The organism is Microbacterium sp. (assembly GCF_052102115.1).
Classification (GTDB): Bacteria; Actinomycetota; Actinomycetes; order Actinomycetales; family Microbacteriaceae; genus Microbacterium.
Genome location: NZ_JBQDVP010000022.1, coordinates 26,516 through 44,036 on the forward strand (window position 1 = coordinate 26,516; position 17,521 = coordinate 44,036).

At 66.6% G+C, this 17,521-nt stretch carries 18 protein-coding genes; 5 read left to right on the plus strand and 13 right to left on the minus strand.

Going from position 1 to position 17,521, the window contains the following annotated elements; all coding sequences use genetic code 11:
• Positions 1–129: 129 nt before the first annotated feature.
• From mmsB to ACTICP_RS08805, 4 genes are all read right to left on the minus strand, one after another.
• Positions 130–1,017: a 3-hydroxyisobutyrate dehydrogenase gene (gene mmsB, locus ACTICP_RS08790; protein WP_441891467.1), complete on the minus strand. Its 888-nt coding sequence runs from the start codon at positions 1,015–1,017 to the stop codon at positions 130–132.
• Positions 1,014–2,216 carry an acyl-CoA dehydrogenase family protein gene (locus ACTICP_RS08795; protein ID WP_441891469.1) on the minus strand — a complete coding sequence of 401 codons (1,203 nt, stop codon included), beginning with the start codon at positions 2,214–2,216 and terminating at the stop codon, positions 1,014–1,016. Before ACTICP_RS08795 ends, mmsB begins: the two co-directional genes overlap by 4 nt.
• Positions 2,217–2,224: 8 nt before the next feature.
• Positions 2,225–3,727: a CoA-acylating methylmalonate-semialdehyde dehydrogenase gene (locus ACTICP_RS08800; protein ID WP_441891471.1), complete on the minus strand. Its 1,503-nt coding sequence runs from the start codon at positions 3,725–3,727 to the stop codon at positions 2,225–2,227.
• A 100-nt stretch (positions 3,728–3,827) separates the two neighbouring features.
• The gene (locus ACTICP_RS08805; RefSeq protein ID WP_441891473.1) at positions 3,828–4,274 is read right to left on the minus strand and encodes a hypothetical protein; all 447 of its coding nucleotides are present in this window, start codon (positions 4,272–4,274) and stop codon (positions 3,828–3,830) included.
• A gap of 281 nt (positions 4,275–4,555) precedes the next feature.
• Between ACTICP_RS08805 and ACTICP_RS08810 the strand changes: the two genes are divergently transcribed.
• The 5 genes from ACTICP_RS08810 (at position 4,556) to ACTICP_RS08830 (ending at position 8,810) form a co-directional block, all read left to right on the plus strand.
• Positions 4,556–5,413, plus strand: coding sequence for an LLM class F420-dependent oxidoreductase (locus ACTICP_RS08810; protein WP_441891475.1), 858 nt, complete (start codon positions 4,556–4,558; stop codon positions 5,411–5,413).
• Positions 5,414–5,504: 91 nt separating this feature from the next.
• On the plus strand, positions 5,505–6,521 hold the full coding sequence (locus tag ACTICP_RS08815; protein ID WP_441891477.1) for a putative F420-0 ABC transporter substrate-binding protein: 1,017 nt from the start codon (positions 5,505–5,507) through the stop codon (positions 6,519–6,521).
• On the plus strand, positions 6,518–7,585 hold the full coding sequence (locus ACTICP_RS08820) for a putative F420-0 ABC transporter permease subunit (RefSeq protein WP_441891479.1): 1,068 nt from the start codon (positions 6,518–6,520) through the stop codon (positions 7,583–7,585). The genes ACTICP_RS08815 and ACTICP_RS08820 overlap by 4 nt, the downstream gene beginning before the upstream one ends.
• Positions 7,582–8,418, plus strand: a complete 837-nt coding sequence (locus ACTICP_RS08825; protein WP_441891481.1) for an ABC transporter ATP-binding protein — start codon at positions 7,582–7,584, stop codon at positions 8,416–8,418. Before ACTICP_RS08820 ends, ACTICP_RS08825 begins: the two co-directional genes overlap by 4 nt.
• Entirely contained in the window at positions 8,415–8,810 is a 396-nt protein-coding gene (locus tag ACTICP_RS08830; protein ID WP_441891483.1) for a PPOX class F420-dependent oxidoreductase, read from the plus strand. Before ACTICP_RS08825 ends, ACTICP_RS08830 begins: the two co-directional genes overlap by 4 nt.
• 22 nt (positions 8,811–8,832) lie before the next feature.
• Here the strand turns inward: ACTICP_RS08830 and ACTICP_RS08835 are convergent, their stop codons facing one another.
• From ACTICP_RS08835 to ACTICP_RS08875, 9 genes are all read right to left on the minus strand, one after another.
• Positions 8,833–9,822, minus strand: coding sequence for an LLM class F420-dependent oxidoreductase (locus ACTICP_RS08835; RefSeq protein ID WP_441891485.1), 990 nt, complete (start codon positions 9,820–9,822; stop codon positions 8,833–8,835).
• An 18-nt stretch (positions 9,823–9,840) separates the two neighbouring features.
• A complete protein-coding gene (fgd, locus tag ACTICP_RS08840) occupies positions 9,841–10,857 on the minus strand; it encodes a glucose-6-phosphate dehydrogenase (coenzyme-F420) (RefSeq protein WP_441891487.1) in 1,017 nt (338 codons plus the stop codon).
• Positions 10,854–11,657, minus strand: a complete 804-nt coding sequence (gene cofE, locus ACTICP_RS08845) for a coenzyme F420-0:L-glutamate ligase (protein WP_441891489.1) — start codon at positions 11,655–11,657, stop codon at positions 10,854–10,856. The genes fgd and cofE overlap by 4 nt, the downstream gene beginning before the upstream one ends.
• Before the next feature lies 1 nt (position 11,658).
• Complete coding sequence (locus ACTICP_RS08850; RefSeq protein WP_441891490.1) at positions 11,659–12,654, minus strand: TIGR03557 family F420-dependent LLM class oxidoreductase; 996 nt, start codon at positions 12,652–12,654, stop codon at positions 11,659–11,661.
• Between the two features lie 15 nt (positions 12,655–12,669).
• A complete protein-coding gene (locus ACTICP_RS08855) occupies positions 12,670–13,083 on the minus strand; it encodes a DUF2255 family protein (protein ID WP_441891492.1) in 414 nt (137 codons plus the stop codon).
• A gap of 64 nt (positions 13,084–13,147) precedes the next feature.
• The gene (locus ACTICP_RS08860) at positions 13,148–14,326 is read right to left on the minus strand and encodes a thiolase family protein (RefSeq protein ID WP_441891506.1); all 1,179 of its coding nucleotides are present in this window, start codon (positions 14,324–14,326) and stop codon (positions 13,148–13,150) included.
• 5 nt (positions 14,327–14,331) lie between these two features.
• Positions 14,332–15,516: a bifunctional 2-methylcitrate synthase/citrate synthase gene (locus tag ACTICP_RS08865; protein WP_441891494.1), complete on the minus strand. Its 1,185-nt coding sequence runs from the start codon at positions 15,514–15,516 to the stop codon at positions 14,332–14,334.
• 106 nt (positions 15,517–15,622) lie between these two features.
• Positions 15,623–16,531: a methylisocitrate lyase gene (gene prpB / locus ACTICP_RS08870; protein ID WP_441891496.1), complete on the minus strand. Its 909-nt coding sequence runs from the start codon at positions 16,529–16,531 to the stop codon at positions 15,623–15,625.
• 229 nt (positions 16,532–16,760) lie between these two features.
• Positions 16,761–17,521, minus strand: a 761-nt coding sequence (locus ACTICP_RS08875) for an MmgE/PrpD family protein (RefSeq protein ID WP_441891498.1), incomplete at its 5' end; no start/stop codon positions are given.

Genomic DNA, 17,521 nt, shown 5'->3' on the forward strand with positions numbered 1-17,521 from the left:
CGGCGCTCCGCGCCTTCGCTCAACGACCCGCATCCCGGCGCTCCGCGCCTGCATCTGCGGGGCATTGAGCGAGCCGAAGGCGAGACGAAATGGATTGAGCGAGGAGCGGAGCGACGAGTCGAAGTCGCCTCAAACCGTCCCGCCGCGGATGTCGGTGATGATGCCGGAGAAGTCCCGCCCAGCCCCGTCGCCAGCGGCGAACGCCGCGTACAGCTCCTGCGCGAGCCGGCCCATCCTCGCGTCGGTCGAGGTCTGTTCGATCGCTTGCAGCGCGAGGCCCAGGTCCTTCGCCATGAGCGCGCCAGCGAACCCCGGCTGGTAGTCGCGGTTCGCGGGGCTCGTCGGCACAGGACCGGGAACCGGACAGTTCGTCGTGACGGACCAGCACTGACCCGACGCCTGCGAGACGACGTCGAACAGCGCCTGATGCTCCAGGCCCAGCCGCTCCCCCAGCACGAATGCCTCGGCGACCGCGATCTGCGACACCGCGAGCACCATGTTGTTGCACACCTTCGCCGCCTGGCCGAGCCCGGGCCCACCGCAGTGCACGATGCGCCCACCCATGACCTCGAGCAACGGGAAAGCCGCGGCGAAGTCGTCGTCCGATCCGCCGACCATGAACGCGAGCGTGCCATTCTCTGCGCCGACGACGCCACCCGACACCGGGGCGTCGACGTTGCGATGCCCCGCCTCGACTGCCAGCGCGTGTGCGGCCTGCGCCTCGTCCACCGCGATCGTGGACGACTCGATGAACAGCGTGCCCGGCGCGGCTGCGGCGAGCAGCCCACCCTGGTACGCGTCGAGCACGTGTTTGCCCGCCGGGAACATCGTGATGACGATGTCGGCCTCTGCCGCAGCATCCGCCCCGCTGGACGCGATCGGGATGCCGGCCGCACGAGCCGCCTCGATCGCCGCCGGAACCAGGTCGAAGCCGTGCACCTCGTGTCCGGCGGCGGCAAGGTTCCTGGCCATCGGCAGCCCCATGTGCCCGAGGCCGAGGAATGCGATGCGTGTCATGATGCGCTCCTCATCCGGTCTTCGCCGCTGCGCTGGAGGGTGGCGGATCCTGCCGGCCGCAGCATCTCGCGCCCGACGATGAGCCGCATGATCTCGTTCGTCCCCTCCAGAATCTGATGGACGCGCAGGTCGCGCACCACCCGCTCGATCCCGTAGTCCTGCAGGTAGCCGTAGCCGCCGTGCAACTGCAGGGCGCGGTTCGCGATGTCGAACCCGGCATCCGTCGCAAAGCGCTTGGCCATCGCACAGCGCATCGTGGCATCCGGAGCAACCTGGTCGACGGCATCCGCACCGTCGCGCACCATGAGGCGCGCCGCCTGCAGTTCGGTGCGCATGTCGGCGATCTGGAACAGGATCGACTGCTTCTCGGCGAGCGGCTCACCGAACGCGACCCGCTCGTGTACGTACTGCACGGCGCGATCGAGCGCCCGCTGCGCCCCACCCAGCGAACAGGCGGCGATGTTGAGGCGCCCGCCGTTGAGCGCCGACATCGCGATCGCGAATCCGCGGCCCTCGTCGCCCAGCATGGCGGATGCCGGCACTCGCACTCCGTCCAGGATGACCTGCCGCGTCGGCTGGGCGTGCCAACCCATCTTCTTCTCGAGGGCGCCGAAGCTCAGGCCCGGAGCATCCGCCGGGACGAGGAAGGCACTGATGCCGCTCGCTCCGCTGTCGGCGTCGCCGGTGCGCGCCATGACGATGTAGACGCCGGACTCACCGGCACCGGAGATGAACTGCTTCACCCCGGTGATCTCGTACTCGTCGCCGACGCGGACGGCGCGCGTGGCGAGGGCTGCGGCGTCGGAACCGACACCGGGCTCCGTCAGGCAATAGCTGCCGAACTCGCTCATGCTCGTCAGTTGCGGAAGCCACGCGCCGCGCTGAGCTTCGTCGCCGTACGTGTCGATCATCCACGCGACCATATTGTGGATCGAGATGAAAGCGGCGACCGCGGGGTCACCCTTGGCGAGCTCCTCGAAGATGGCGACGGTGTCGGCGCGGCTGAGCGCGGTGCCGCCGAACTCCTCGCCGACGTAGATGCCGCCCAGGCCGAGATCGCCGCCGCGGTGCAGCGACTCCCGGGGAAAGATGTGCTGCTCGTCGCGCTCCGAGGCGTACGGGGTGAGTTCGGTCTCGGCGTATTCACGGACGGCGTCGAGGATCGCCTCGCGCTCGTCGACTGTCGTGGCAGTTGTCATGGCAGCTCCTAGCGCATCGTCGGGATGACGAAGCTGGCGCCTTCGCGAATGCCGTGCGCCGGCCAGCGGCTCGTCACCGTCTTGGTCTTGGTGTAGAAGCGGAAGGCATCGGCGCCGTGCTGGTTGAGGTCACCGAAGCCGGAGTTCTTCCAACCGCCGAACGTGAAGTACGCGATCGGCACCGGGATCGGCACGTTGACTCCGACCATCCCGACGTTCACGCGCGCCGTGAAATCACGAGCAGCGTCACCGTCGCGCGTGAAGATCGCGACACCGTTGCCGAACTCATGATCGGATGCCATCGCCAGCGCCTGCTCGTAGCCGTCGGCACGGGCGATGACGAGCACCGGTCCGAAAATCTCCTCGCGGTAGATCGCCATATCCGTCGTGACGTGATCGAACAGGGTCGGGCCGAGGTAGAAGCCCTCTTCATGACCCTCAACCGAGAAGCCTCTGCCGTCGGCGAGAAGCGTGGCTCCGGCATCCACGCCCTGTTGGATGTAATCCTCGACGCGCTGGACGGCGGCGCTCGTCACGAGCGGACCGTAGTCGGCTCCTTCGGCGAGCGAGGGCCCGACCGTGAGCTGTGCGACTCGTTCGGCGAGTTTCGCGGCGAGGGCTTCGGCGGTCTCTCTGCCGACCGGTACGGCGACGGAGATCGCCATGCAGCGCTCCCCCGCCGAGCCGTATCCGGAACCGATGAGCGCGTCGACCGCCTGGTCGAGGTCGGCATCCGGCATGACGATCATGTGGTTCTTCGCCCCGCCGAAGCATTGCGCGCGCTTACCGTGGGCGGCTGCGGTCTCATAGATGTACTGCGCGATCGGCGTGGAGCCCACGAAACCCACGGCCTTGACGCGGTCGTCGGTGAGCAGCGTGTCGACCGCCTCCTTGTCGCCATGGACCACGTTGAAGATGCCTTCAGGGAGCCCGGCTTCGAGGAACAACTCTGCGAGGCGCACGGGAACAGAAGGATCGCGCTCGCTGGGCTTGAGGATGAACGCGTTGCCGGCGGCGAGCGCAGGGCCCGCCTTCCACAGCGGAATCATCGCCGGGAAGTTGAAGGGCGTGATGCCGGCGACGACGCCGAGGGGCTGACGCATCGAGTACACATCGATGCCCGTTCCGACTCCGGTGGAATACTCGCCCTTGAGGAGATGCGGGGCGCCAGCGGCGAACTCGATCACCTCAAGGCCCCGCTGAATGTCACCCTTGGCGTCATCGAGCGTCTTGCCGTGCTCGCTGGAGAGTAGCTTCGCGATCGAGGTCATGTCGCGGTGCACGAGGTCGAGGAACCGCAGCAGTACGCGGGCGCGCTTCTGGGGGTTCGTCGCCCCCCATTCCGGCTGCGCCGCCTCGGCATTGTCGATCGCACGGCGGACATCGGCGGCCGAGGCGAGCGGCACCCGGGCCTGCACGGTACCGGTGCTCGGTTCATAGACGTCATTGAAGCGGCCGCCATCCGGAGTGATGAGCGATCCGCCTACGAGATGTGGGATGGTACGAGTCATTTTGCGCTGTCCCTTCACGCCGTCATTGGCGTGATGCCCATGTTACGCGGCTTCCCTAGTATTTACTAGGGCGCCCTTGTATTGCTTCCGGGCGCCCACCTCACAGATAGTCATCAGGGTGCAGCTGGCGAACCCCGTGGGAATGCACGATGAACTGTGCGCGAAGCGGAACCTCGAGTCTCTGCGAAGCTTCCGCCATCGCACGAGCCCATGCCCGATCGCTGTTCATCACCGAGTCGGAACCGACGCGCTCCCATGCGATCACCACGCTGACGTTGCCGGTCAACTCTCGGAGCATTCCCGCACGATGCATGAGCACATGCGCCTCCGACACCGACCCGAGGTCATCGATCTCGACCACGTCGTTCGGATCATCCGGATAGTCGTCCATCGGCATGAGCGGATCGCCGAGGCATCCACGATCATCCATGAACATGAGCCACATCTGACGTTGGCTCGCGCGCTGCAGCAGTACCTGCAGCACGTCACGCAGCTTGTCGTCGTGGTCGAGTACGCGGTCTCTCAGAGAGCTGTTCGCTGTTGTCATGTCCCTGATGATGACGGAACTCAAGAACAGCGTTCCGCGAGATTCCGGCTGTCTGTGGACAAGTTGCGGAGATGCCTTCCTGTGCAGAAACAGTCACTACGCGACGTTCGATTCGCGTTCACTATGCCGTTACCTTCGACACGTACAACTGCTTGTGCGCGGAAGATCAGACCGGATCGGGTAGTCAAGACTTTCCGCGCCACGGTGAGCTCAGCTCCCGAGAAGACCCCCGCCGAATCGGGTCGGCGGGGGTCTTCCCTTCTCGCTGATACGTTGGCCCCATGTCCCTCTTCTCCTCAGCGACGACCCCGTCCCTCGGTCAAGTAGGCGTATGGCGTGGCGGCGGCATCCTCACGCCCGAGATGGCCTCGTCCATCGAGAAGCTCGGTTACAGCGCACTCTGGATCGGCGGATCGCCCGCAGCCGACCTCCAGCTCGCGGAGGATCTGCTCAACGCGACCGAGCACCTGACCGTCGCCACCGGGATCGTCAACATCTGGACGGCACCGGCTCCGCAGGTGGCCGATTCCTTCCATCGACTCGAGCGGACGCATCCGGGACGCTTCCTCCTCGGGGTCGGCATCGGACATCCCGAGTCGCAGGGCGAGACCTATCAGAAACCCTATGCAGCACTCGTGGCGTATCTCGATGCGCTCGATGCGGCCGGTGTGCCGGCCGACCGCCGCGTGATCTCGGCGCTCGGGCCGAAGACGCTCAAGCTGTCGGCCGAACGCGCCGCGGGCACACACCCGTATCTGACGACGCCGACGCACACCCGATTCGCGCGTGCTGCCGTCGGTGACGGCCCCCTCGTCGCCCCCGAGCAGCGCGTCATCCTCGACACCGATGCTGACGCGGCCAGGGAAGCCGGTCGCCGGTTCCTCTCGCGCTATCTCGGTCTGACGAACTATCGCCGCACCCTCGAACGCCACGGATTCACCTCCGATGACCTCGAGAACGGTGCCACCGACGAGGCAGTGGATGCGCTCACTCCGCACGGCACGGCGGCCCAACTCGCCGCCGTGATCCGGGGTCAACTCGATGCGGGGGCCGATCACGTCTGCACCCAAGTTCTCCCGGCCCGGGCGGATCCGCTGGAGACACTGCGTCCGCTCGCGAGCGAACTCGGGCTCCGCTAGACTCGCCGCACACCCGCGCCCGCATTGGCGCGGTTTCCCGGCCGGGATCTTGGCCGCTCGTCATCACACTCGACTTGCGTTCAGGAGAACCATGCCCCTTCGCCCCCCGCATACCGTCCGCGCCCTCACGGCATCCGCCGTTCTGTTCGTCGTCCTCGGTGTCAGCGGGTGCGCCGCCGGCAGCCCGAGCACCGCATCAGAGAACGATGCCGGTCCCGTCGACGGCTCCGCATACCCGCTCACCGTCGACAACTGCGGCACCGAGGTGACCTTCGAAGAAGCACCCGAACGGGTTCTCGCGATCAAGTCGACCTCGATCGAGATGATGCTGGCTCTCGGCCTCGAAGACCGCCTGATCGGCACCGCGTTCTCCGACGGTCCACTGGCTGAAGGCTGGGCAGCTGCCGCCGACGGCATCCCCGTGGTCTCGGAGAAGGTTCCCGGCCAGGAGGCGACGCTCGCGCTGGAACCCGATCTCGTCTACGCCGGGTGGGAATCGAATGTCACCGCCGACGGTGCCGGCGACCGCGAGATCCTCGCGACCCTCGGCGTCAATACCTATGTGTCGCCGTCGGCCTGCCAGGAACCCGACTATCAGCCGAACCCCCTCGGCTTCGACGATGTCTTCGCCGACGTCGAGGAGATGGGCAGCATCTTCGACGTGCCCGAGCAGGCTACAGCGCTCGTCCACGACATGCAGGACCGGTTGGATGCTGTCACCCCCGACGACCGCGGGCTCTCCGCACTGTGGTTCAGCTCGGGCAGCGACACCCCGTTCGTCGGCGCCGGGATCGGTGCCCCGCAGATGATGATGGATGCCGCAGGCCTGACGAACATCGCCGGGGATGTCGACGAAACGTGGTCGAGCCTCAGCTGGGAGGCCGTCGTCGACGCGAATCCGGACGTCATCGTGCTGATCGATTCGGCCTGGGGCTCCACGGAGAAGAAGATCGGCGTTCTCGAGTCGAATCCGGCGACCGCCGCCCTGCCCGCCGTGCAGAACGGCCGCTACCTCGTGCTGCCCTTCCCCACCGCCGAAGCCGGCGTCCGCAATGTCGAGGCGGTCGAGCTTCTCGTGTCGCAGCTGGAGGACATCGACCTGTCATGACGCTGCTCGCCCCCGCAGAGACCGTCCACACGGCACCGGCACCAGCGCGTGCCGCGCGGCGGCTGCGCGGCACGGCGTGGACGGCAGTTCTCCTGATCGCACTCGGCGGCTCGATCGTCATCAGTGTCACGCTGGGACCAGCCGAGATCTCACCGGCTGAGGCCTGGACCAGCATCCTTTCCCATCTCGGTATCGGCGACTCGGCATTGTCGCCGCTGCGCGATGGGATCGTGTGGGAGCTGCGCATGCCGCGTGCACTCGCTGCCGGTGCCGTCGGCGCGGGGCTTGCCCTGTGCGGCGCGATCATGCAGGCGGTGCTGCGCAACCCACTGGCCGACCCGTATCTGCTGGGTCTGTCTTCGGGCGCGTCCTTCGGCGCGGTGATGGTGATCGTCCTGGGCTTCGTCATCGCGCTTCCGATCGCCGCCTTCGGCGGGGCACTCGTCGCCCTGGCCGCCACGCTCCTGCTCGCCGGAGCGGTCGGGCGCATCACCGCCTCGCGAACGATCCTCGCGGGCATCGCCGTGTCCGCTGTGCTTGGAGCCCTCACCAGCCTCGTGATCTTCTGGAGCGCTACCGGAGACAGCTATCGCGAGATCCTCGGCTGGCTGCTCGGGTCACTGGCCGGAGTCACCTGGCCGGCGGCGTCGCTCGCCCTCGCGGCGGTGCTGGTCGTCGGCGTGCCCCTGCTGTTCAGCGGCGGCGCGCTCGATGCTTTCGCGTTCGGCGATCGGGCCGCAGCATCCCTCGGTGTTTCGGTCAGCCGCACCCGCTGGGTCCTGCTCGGCGCCACCGCACTTCTCACTGGCTGCCTGGTCGCCGTGAGCGGGTCGATCGGATTCGTGGGACTCGTGGTTCCGCACGCCGTCCGCCTGTTGGCGGGGTCGGGGCATCGGATGCTGCTGCCGCTGTCCGCGCTGACCGGTGCGGTGTTCCTGATCTGGGCCGACACCATCGCGCGCACACTGTTCGACCCGCGAGAGCTGCCGGTCGGAATCGTCACCGCGCTGGTCGGCGCGCCACTGTTCTGCTTCCTGCTGCTGCGGGCCAGGAGGATCTCATGACCGCCCCTCCTCCCCTGGAGACTCGTCGGGTCTCGTTCGCCCCGCGCGGGCGTCTGATCATCGACGACATCGACTGCACTGTCGAGGCCGGCTCCTTGACGGCACTGATCGGTCCCAACGGTGCGGGCAAGTCCACACTGCTGCACCTGATCGCGGCGGCCGAGCAGCCGACGTCCGGTTCCATCGCGCTTGGCGGCACGGACTCCGCGTCGCTGCGGCGACGTCATCGGGCGCGGTACAGCGCGCTGGTCGAGCAGCAGGCCGACACCGAGCTGGATCTGACTGTTTTCGATGTTGTCATGCTGGGGCGCACGCCCCACGTGTCACTGCTCGGCACGCCCAGTTCGGATGACGAGCGGGTCGCCGATCATGCGCTGCGTGAGGTCGGAGCCGCAGAGTTCCGCGGCCGACGCTTCCAGGAGCTCTCGGGTGGTGAGCGCCAGCGGGTGCTGCTCGCCCGGGCGCTGGCGCAGCAGCCGAAGCTGCTGCTGATGGACGAGCCGACCAATCACCTCGACGTTCGCGCACAGTTGGCGACGCTCACGCTGACGCGCACTCTCGCTGACGGTGGGATCGCTGTACTTGCGGCACTGCACGATCTGACGCTGGCGGCACGGTACGCCGACCAGGTGATCGTGCTCGACCGCGGTCGTGTGGTGGCCGCCGGCACTCCCGGCGACACGCTCACCCCGGAACTGATCCGGGCGGTCTACGGCGTGCGCGCGGATGTCGTGCCGCATCCGATGGACGGCAGCCCTCTCATCGCGTTCTCACCGCTCGACACTGCATCTTCACCCCGTGTGCCCCGCACCTCGCTAGGCTCGGTGAGATGAGTGCTCCAGAGATTCCGTCCCACCTGATCGACCTTCTCGAACGTCCCCTGTACGGCGCGCTCGGCACCGTCGGGCGCGACGACACCGCCCAGGTGAGCCCGATGTGGTTCGAGCTCGTCGACGGCACGATCCGCTTCACACACACGACCACGCGCGCCAAGTACCGCAACCTGCAGCGCAACCCCTCGATGAGCCTCGCGGTGTACGACCCCGACAAGCCGACCCATTACATTGAGGTGCGGGGCCGGTTGGTCGAGGCAGCGCCCGACCCGACCGGAGCGTTCCATCAGCAGCTCGCGAGTCGTTACGGTGCCGAGAATCCTCCCGCTCCAGCGGATGCCGCCGACCGCGTGATCCTGGTGATGTCGGTCGACAAGGTGATCGGGCAGTAGGACCGGCGTCAGCTCAGCGCTTTCAGCTGAGCGCCGGGATGACTTCGCGCTCGAAGAGTTCGATTCCGGAACGGTCGTAGGCCGCCTCGGGGAAGTAGTGGATCGCGTACCCGAGTCCGCGGTCGGACATGTCCTGCAGCTGTTCGACGATCTGCTCGGGGGTGCCGACGGCCTTCGCACCGTCGCCGCGATAATTCTGCATGTAGGCCTCGGTGCGGTCACCGAGATGCGGTGCGACGCGCGCCTCGATCGCCGCCAGCCGGTCTTCGACCTCCGCTTCGGTTTCGCCGATCACCGTGTTGTAGTTCGCCGAGCGCACGATCGCGTCGAAGTCGGTGCCGACCGCGACGGTGTGGTCGCGCAGGATCGCGCTCTTCGCGTCGAACTGTTCGGGTGTGCCCGCGAAGTTCGTGTACTGCGCGTACTTCGCTGCGATTTTGAGCGTGACCTTTTCGCCGCCGCCGGCGATCCACAGCGGGATGCCGCCCTGCTGGAGCGGCTGCGGCTGAACGATCGCACCGTCGACCTGGTAGAACTTTCCATCCAGCGTCGCCGAACCGGTCGTCCAGGCCTGACTCATGATCTGGACACCTTCGTCGAGGCGGCGCAGGCGGTCACCGGCCGAGGGGAAGCCGTAGCCGTAGGCGCGCCATTCGTGCTCGTACCAGCCGCCGCCGATGCCCATCTCCGTCCGCCCACCCGAGACGATGTCCACGGTCGCGGCGACTTTCGCCAGGTATGCCGGGTTGCGATACGACATGCATGTGCACATCTGCCCGAGGCGGATGCGGCTGGTCGACGCCGCGAACGCCGACATGAGCGTCCAGGCCTCGTGGGTCGCCTCCTGGCTCGGGATCGGTGTGGTGTGGAAGTGGTCATAGACCCACAGCGACTCCCACGGTCCGGCATCCGCTGCCTGCGCGAGATCGCGCATGGCCGTCCACTGGTCGGCGGGGTCGATGCCCACGAGATCGAATCGCCAGCCCTGGGGGATGAAGGTTCCGAAGCGCATGCTCCCCACCCTATTGCGTCATAGCGCCCGCAGTCTTGGTGCGAGGTCTCGTTCGAACAGGGTCATGAAGCGTTCCTGGTCGTGGCCGGGGGCGTGGAAGACGAGGTGGTTGAAACCCCAGTCGACGTAGTCCTTGACCTGCGCGACGACGGCATCGGGATCGGTGCCGACGATCCACCGCTTCGCGACCTGTTCAATGGGCAGCGCATCCGCGGCCTTCTCCATCTCGATCGGGTCGGTGATGTCGTGCTTCTGCTCCTTCGACAGCGACAGCGGTGCCCAGAATCGGGTGTTCTCCAGCGCCGCCTGCTCGGTCTCTTCGTACGCGATCTTGATCTCGATCATGCGGTCGATCTGCGTGAACTCACGACCGGATGCGGCAGTGCCTTCTTTGACCGCGGGGATGAGCTTGTCGGTGTAGAGCTCTTCGCCCTTGCCTGACGTGCAGATAAACCCGTCACCCGCACGGCCGGCGTACTTGGCCACCATCGGCCCACCGGCGGCGATGTAGACCGGGATACCGCCGTCGGGCACGTCATAGATGGATGCGTCGTGCGTCGAGTAGTAGTCGCCCTCGAAGCTCACGCGGTCACCGGTCCACAGGGCTCGCATCAGCCGGATCGACTCCCGAAGCCGCGCGAACCGCTCCCGGAACTCCGGCCACTCCTGCTCCCCCGCCCCCTGGAAACCGGTCGCGATCTCGTTCAGCGCCTCACCCGTACCGACGCCGAGGAAGACACGATCGGGGCTCAAGCACCCCAGGGTCGCAAAAGCCTGCGCGATCACCGCCGGGTTGTAGCGGAACGTCGGCGTCATCACACTCGTCCCGATCCGGATCCGCTCCGTCCGCGCACCGACCGCAGCCGCCCATGCGATCGAGAACGGCGCGTGACCACCCGTGTAGCGCCACGGCTGGAAATGATCGCTCACCGCCACAGATTCAAACCCGTGCCGCTCGGCCGCGACCGCGATGTCGACCAGTTCCCGCGGAGCGAACTGCTCAGCGGATGCCTTGTAACCCAGTGTCAACGTCATTGGTGATCCTCTCCTCTCGCGGCGGCGAGCGCCGCCGCATAACCCTCTTCGTACCCCTGTGCGTGGGCCTCGTCGACCCCGAGACGGAACATGTCCTTCTCCGGTTCGCGCACGATGTTTCGTGCCCCCGGCAGGCTCAGCTCCCCGACGAGCCGCCCCATCCTCCGCATGACCGCGACCGGGCATCCGCTCAGCTTGCCCTTGACCAGGTCACCGGCCGCCGCCAGTTCGTCTGCGACGCACGGCTGGGTGACGACGAGCGGACGCCCCGCACTGTCGACCCGGCCGTGCAGATCGTCGAACACGTGCACACCGGCCGCGCCGATCGCGACGTCCGTCTGCCCTTCACGCCACGGGCGGCCGAGCGTATCGCTGATGATGACCCCGACGCGTGCGCCGGTGGCCGAGCGGATGCTATCGGCGAGCACTCTCGCAGATGCGTCGGGATCGAGCGGCAGAAGAAGAACCGTGCCCTCCTCGGTATTGGAAGCATCGACTCCGGCCGCCGCACCGACGATCCCCAACCGGTTCTGCACAATGCGGGTCACCCCGCCGTCCGCACGCGGACGCGAGGCGACGACGCGGACAGTTTCGGCAGTGATGGCATCTTCACGATCCTCGGCCCGCATGCTGCGCCCTTCGGCCTTGGAGACGATCTTCGACGTCACGATCAGGATGTCGCCATCGATCAGCGCGTCACCACTCGTCTGGATCGCGTCGAGGATCATTCCCGACAGGTCCGCGCCCGCGGTCACCTCGGGCATACCCGCGAGCGCCCACACCAGCATCCGTTCGCTCATCTCAGCGCACCAGCTTCGGCAGAATCTCGCGTCCGGCGACGTCGAGCCACTCGACCTGGTTGCGTCCAACGTTGTGCACGTGGACACTGTCGAACCCCATATCGAAGAACGACTGCAAATGCGCACGATGCACGTCGGGGTCGGCCGAGACGGGGATGCGCGCGCGGATATCCTCGGCGGTCACCGAGCGCGCAAGCTGGTCGACGTCGAACGGAGAGCGGATGTCGCCGCGTGGGAATCGCAGCCCGGCCATCGGCCACTCCTGCAGTGCGTTCGCCATCGCCTCCTCATCCGTCGGCGCCCAGGAGAGCTGCACGTGGACGGTTGCGGTCGGGTCGGTGCGCCCGACCTCCTTCGCGCCGTCCCGGTGCGCCGACAGAAGCGCGGCCATGCGGTCGGGTGACCCGGCCTGTACGACCATGCCGTCGGCGATACGACCGGCTCGACGGGCGGTGACAGGCCCTCCGGCCCAGATCTGGATCCTCGGGGTGGCGTCGGGCATCGTCCACAGTCGCGACGCCTCAAGACGGAAATGCTCGCCGGAATGACGCGTATCCTTGCCCTTCGCTGATGCCGAGAAGAGCTTGCGAATCGCCTCTGCCCCTTCGAACAGTCGCTCGGCGCGCTCGTGGGCCTCCGGCCAGTATCCGCCGACGACATGCTCGTCGATCGCGTTGCCGGACGAGAGCAGAAGCCGGTGGCGCCCGGGGTACAGCGAGGACAGGGTCGCGCTCGCCTGCGCGACGGCGGCCGGATGCATTCGGTGACCGGGGACCGCCGAGACCGTGACCGCACCCGCTGTCTGCTGCCCTATGGCCCCCGCCAACGTCCAGGCGAACGATGCGTTGCCCTGGCGCGGGAGCCACGGCTGAAAGCGGTCGGAGATGACTGTGCCTGCGAAGCCGCGTTCATCCGCCCGGGACGCAAACCGAACAGCTTCGGCGGGGGGCAGCTGTTCAAGCGCTGCGACGAAATGGACATCAGCTCTCGCCGTCACGTTTCGAGGTTCCCGTCAGTCGGCGTCAACGATGCGCAGCGTGCACGACCGTGCGTCGTCGCGCAGCATGCTCCGGACAGGCTCTGGGCTGGACGCGTACTTGCGTCGCAACTCTGCATCGATCTCCCGTTGCACCTCGTCATCGACGGGCACGTACTCGGTCTGCACCTGCTCGCGCGGCAGGTTCAATGCGGCACCACGGTCGCGCTCGGCGATCGCGCCGTCCCCCAGCGCGAAAGCGACCGGTCGACCAGCGGTGACGTGCCGATACCACCAAGCGCCCGGACCATTGACCGATCGCACATAGGGAGCGCCATCGACGACCATCGACCAGATCGGCGTCGCGACTGGAGAGCCGTCGGCCTTTGTGGTGACGATGGCGACCACTGCCGTCTCGTCGAGTACCTGCACAACATCATCGAAGGTCATGGGTGCGACCTTACTCGGGCTCCGGATCCCTACGCGATTTCGTGGAATCGGCGACGCGCAACCGTCACCCCCGCTTCAGCAGCGCAGCCAACGCCTGCCCCCCACCAATGCACATGGTGACGATCGCGTACTCTCCCCCGGTCCGCTGCAGCGTCAGCGCCGCGCGAACGGTCAGGATCGCACCCGTCGCACCGACCGGGTGCCCGAGCGCGATCGCTCCGCCGTACGGGTTCACCTGCGCGGGATCCAGCTCGACATCGCGGATCACCGCGAGCGCCTGCGACGCGAACGCCTCGTTCAGCTCGATCGTCGAGATGTCCGACGGCGTCAGCCCGGTCTGCTTGAACAGCTTCCGCAGCGCGAGCGTCGGCGCGTAGCCCATGATCTCCGGCTCGAGAGCTGCCGTCGCGACAGCTTCCAGGGTCGCAAGCACCGGCGCTCCCTCGGCCCGCGCATCCGCCTCACGCATCAGCACCGTCGCCGCGCCACCGTCGTTGATCCCCGACGCATTGCCCGCGGTGACCGTGCCGTCCTTGGCGAACGCCGACGGCAGACCAGCAAGCGTCTCCAGCGTCGTGTCCGGTCGAGGATGCTCATCCCGCGACACCTCAACAGGCTTACGCCCAGAAGTCGTCACCGAAACGATCTCTTCCGCGAAAGCCGCCTGCGCAGCATCCGTCCCCGCCCGCCGCTGGGATTCCAACGCGAAAGCATCCTGATCCTCCCGCGATACAGAGAAACGCGACGCGACATTCTCCGCCGTCGTTCCCATGTGCTTCTCGGTGAACGGATCCGTCAGCATCGCGATCGTGCCGTCCAACAAAGAACGGTGCCCGAGCCGGTCGTTGAACCGGGCATTGAAATCGTAGAACGGCATCCGCGTCATGTTCTCGGCACCACCGGCGACCGCGACGTCGATCCCGCCCCACAGCAGCTCCTGGGCTGCCGACCAGATCGCCTGCAGTCCCGAACCGCACAGCCGGTTGACCGTAAACGCGGGAGTGTTGTTGTCGAGCCCCGCCGCCAGCGCGATCCGACGCGAAATGTACGCATCCCCCGCAACCTGTCCGATGTTGCCGATCACGACCTCGCCTACGCGATCACCCGAGATACCAGACCGCTTGAGTGCCTCGACCGTCGCCGCCGCGCCCAACTCATGCGCCGGAGTGCCCTTGAACCCTCCGCCAAATCGACCAACCGGAGTCCGAGCTCCAGCGACTATCGCGACCTTTTCACGAGACATAGACATCAGCCCGCCGCCTCCTCAGGCCGCTCCTGCACATCGATCGCTGCGGTATCGGGCACGTACTCCTCGATATGCCGCTCATCCACGCCGTTGTACGCGGACAGCGGGCGGATCAGCGCGTTCGACGCCTGCTGCTCGAGGATGTGCGCCGTCCACCCGGTGATGCGCGACGCGATGAACAGCGGTGTGAACGTGAGCGTTTCATAGCCGATCAGGTTGTACGCCGGCCCCGACGGGTAGTCGAGGTTCGGGTAGATGCCCTTCCGTGAGACGAACTCGCTCTCAAGCGTCGAGTACAGCTCCGCCACATCGGGACGGTCGTAATGCGAGACGAGACTGTCGAGCGCCGCCTTCATCGTCGGCACACGAGAGTCGCCGCGCTTGTACACACGATGGCCGAAGCCCATGATTTTGCGCTTCTCAGCGAGCGCCGTGTCCAACCACGCAGAAACAGAAGCCGCCGTCCCGATCTCATCGAAGATGTGCATCACGGCTTCGTTCGCGCCGCCGTGCAGCGGACCCTTCAGCGCCCCGATCGCCCCGACAACGGCCGAGTACATGTCGCTCAGCGTCGAGGTAATCACGCGAGCCGTGAACGTGGATGCGTTGAACGAGTGCTCCGCATACAGAATCATCGAACGGTTGAACGCGTCGACGACGACGGGAGCTGCCTCTTCACCGAACGTCAGCCACAGGAAGTTCGCGGCGTAGTCAAGATCGTCACGAGACTCGACAGCATCCAGCCCACGACGACGACGCTGGCCGTACGAAACGATCGCCGGCAGCGCAGCGAACAGCTTCAGACTCCGCTCAAGATTCTCAGAAGGAGTCCCGACGGCATCCAGAACATTGCTGATCCCAGCCGTCTCGATCGCGCCGATCACGCTGACCGCGGTGCGCACTTCGTCCATCGGGTGCGAGTCGATCGGCAGCCGGTCGATGGCATCCTTCACCTCGGGTGCGAGCGCGCGATTCGCTCGCTCGACCGTCCGCAGTTCCGCCAGTTCGGATGCTGTCGGCAGCTCCCCGTGCCACAGCAGATACGCGACCGCCTCGAACGACTGCGTCGACGCCAGCTCCTGCACCGGATACCCGCGGTAGAGCAGGCTGTTGGTCTCGGGGTTGACCTTGCTGATCGCCGTCTCATCCGCGACGACCCCGGCCAGGCCCTTCTTGATGTCGGTCATGCTGTGCTCCTTTGCGGTGCTCTTGCTGTTCGTTTCGACTCGCCTGCGGCTCGCTCAACGCGTTTCGTCTCCGGCGCTTCGCACCTTCGCTCAACGACGCGCGAACTCAGCGGCCAGGCTTCTCGACTGTGAAGTTGAAGACGCCGGAGTCGAAGTGGTTGTACGACTCGTAATCGATCAGGTCATAGAGGTCGGCGCGATGCTGCATCTCGCCGAGCTTGCTGGTGAGATGTCCTTCTTCCAGAAGCGTATCGAGTGCACGACCGGTCGCCCCCATCGCGATGCGCAGCATCGACACCGGCCAGATCACGATGTTCACGCCGACGTCGCGCAGCTGATCGACGCTAAAGAGATCCGATTTCCCGAACTCGGTCATGTTCGCCAGGATCGGCACGTCGACGGCATCCCGCACGGCTGCAAACTCTTCCAGCGACCGCATCGCCTCGGGGAAGATCGCATCGGCACCGGCATCCACCAACGCCTTTGCGCGATCCTTCGCCGCTTCCAGCCCGTCGACGGCAGCGATGTCGGTGCGCGCCATGATCAGGAAGTTCTCATCGCGCCGCGCATCGACGGCGGCACGGATGCGCTTGACCGCCGTATCCGCGTCGACCACAGCCTTCCCATCGAGATGACCGCAGCGCTTCGGGTTGATCTGGTCCTCGATGTGGGCTCCGGCGAGACCGGCATCCTCGAGCTCCTGGATCGTCCGCGCGACGTTCATCGGCTCACCGAACCCAGTGTCGGCGTCGATGATCGCCGGCAGCTCGGTCATCCGGGCGATCTGTTGGCCGCGTCCGGCGACCTCGGTGAGCGTCGTCAGTCCGATGTCGGGCAGCCCGAGATCGGCGGAGAGCACAGCGCCCGAGATGTAGACGCCCTCGAACCCCTTCTGCTCGATCAGCCGCGCGCTCAGCGGATTGAACGCGCCGGGAAAACGCAGCAGCTCACCCGAGCGCAGACGCTCACGGAACAGCCGCCGCTTCTCGGCGGGCGGGGTCTGTGAGTACAGCATCAGACGATTCCTTCCTGTGTCGGCATCTGTGTCGGCATCCAGGCATGTCTGGGAACCTGCGGGTGCCGCCGGCCGGAACCCGCGACTTTCCCGACACGGCCAGCGGGCGCGTCCGGGAAACGGCGGGTGGATGCTCCGATCACTCGCGTCTTTCCCGACTTCGCCATCGACACCCCGATCTTGGCCACCGGCACGCCGGTCTTGGCCACCGGCCTCACCGGCCCGCCCATCAGAACAGCCCCTTCGTGCTCGGCTCCATTGCAACGACACCCGGCTTCGCGATGATCGACAGCTCGGCGACCTCCGCCGCGGTGAGCTCGGGCAGCCGCTGAACCAACGACAGGAACCGCTCGATCTCCGCCTCGTCCAGCACCGGCTCCGCCAGCAGCCGGAACTTGTTGATGTAATTCTCACGAGCGAACGGCCGCGCGCCGAGTGGGTGCGCATCCGCGACGGCGATCTCGTCGACCAGCGTGGAACCGCCCGTGAACGTGATCTCCACGCGACCGCCGAAGGCCTTCTCCACGATGTCGTTCGAGTGGTACCGGCGGGTCCACTCGGCATCCTCGAGCGTGGTGACCTTGTTCCACAGCTCCACCGTGTCGGCACGCCCCGCACGCTCAGGAGCATACGAGTCGACGTGATGCCAGGTGCCGTCCTGCAGCGCGACGGTGAAGATATACGGGATCGAGTGGTCGAGCGTCTCGCGCGAGGCGGTCGGATCGTACTTCTGCGGGTCGTTCGCGCCCGAACCGATCACGTAGTGCGTGTGGTGCGATGTGTGCAGAATCACCGACTCAATAGAAGAGGTGTCGATTCCACCGTTGTGCAGCTTCCGCGCCAGGTCGATCCAGGCCTGCGCCTGGTACTCCGCCGAATGCTCCTTCGTGTACGAGTCGAGGATCGCGCGCTTGGGCTCACCGCCTGCGGGCAGTGGCACGTCGTATGCGGCATCCGGGCCGTCCAGCATCCAGGCGATGACGCCGTCTT

Coding starts and splice junctions, on each gene's coding strand:
- mmsB (WP_441891467.1), bottom strand. CDS start 1,017: ATGACACGCATCGCATTCCTCGGCCTCGGGCACATGGGGCTGCCGATG.
- ACTICP_RS08795 (WP_441891469.1), bottom strand. CDS start 2,216: ATGACAACTGCCACGACAGTCGACGAGCGCGAGGCGATCCTCGACGCC.
- ACTICP_RS08800 (WP_441891471.1), bottom strand. CDS start 3,727: ATGACTCGTACCATCCCACATCTCGTAGGCGGATCGCTCATCACTCCG.
- ACTICP_RS08805 (WP_441891473.1), bottom strand. CDS start 4,274: ATGACAACAGCGAACAGCTCTCTGAGAGACCGCGTACTCGACCACGAC.
- ACTICP_RS08810 (WP_441891475.1), top strand. CDS start 4,556: ATGTCCCTCTTCTCCTCAGCGACGACCCCGTCCCTCGGTCAAGTAGGC.
- ACTICP_RS08815 (WP_441891477.1), top strand. CDS start 5,505: ATGCCCCTTCGCCCCCCGCATACCGTCCGCGCCCTCACGGCATCCGCC.
- ACTICP_RS08820 (WP_441891479.1), top strand. CDS start 6,518: ATGACGCTGCTCGCCCCCGCAGAGACCGTCCACACGGCACCGGCACCA.
- ACTICP_RS08825 (WP_441891481.1), top strand. CDS start 7,582: ATGACCGCCCCTCCTCCCCTGGAGACTCGTCGGGTCTCGTTCGCCCCG.
- ACTICP_RS08830 (WP_441891483.1), top strand. CDS start 8,415: ATGAGTGCTCCAGAGATTCCGTCCCACCTGATCGACCTTCTCGAACGT.
- ACTICP_RS08835 (WP_441891485.1), bottom strand. CDS start 9,822: ATGCGCTTCGGAACCTTCATCCCCCAGGGCTGGCGATTCGATCTCGTG.
- fgd (WP_441891487.1), bottom strand. CDS start 10,857: ATGACGTTGACACTGGGTTACAAGGCATCCGCTGAGCAGTTCGCTCCG.
- cofE (WP_441891489.1), bottom strand. CDS start 11,657: ATGAGCGAACGGATGCTGGTGTGGGCGCTCGCGGGTATGCCCGAGGTG.
- ACTICP_RS08855 (WP_441891492.1), bottom strand. CDS start 13,083: ATGACCTTCGATGATGTTGTGCAGGTACTCGACGAGACGGCAGTGGTC.
- ACTICP_RS08860 (WP_441891506.1), bottom strand. CDS start 14,326: ATGTCTCGTGAAAAGGTCGCGATAGTCGCTGGAGCTCGGACTCCGGTT.
- ACTICP_RS08865 (WP_441891494.1), bottom strand. CDS start 15,516: ATGACCGACATCAAGAAGGGCCTGGCCGGGGTCGTCGCGGATGAGACG.
- prpB (WP_441891496.1), bottom strand. CDS start 16,531: ATGCTGTACTCACAGACCCCGCCCGCCGAGAAGCGGCGGCTGTTCCGT.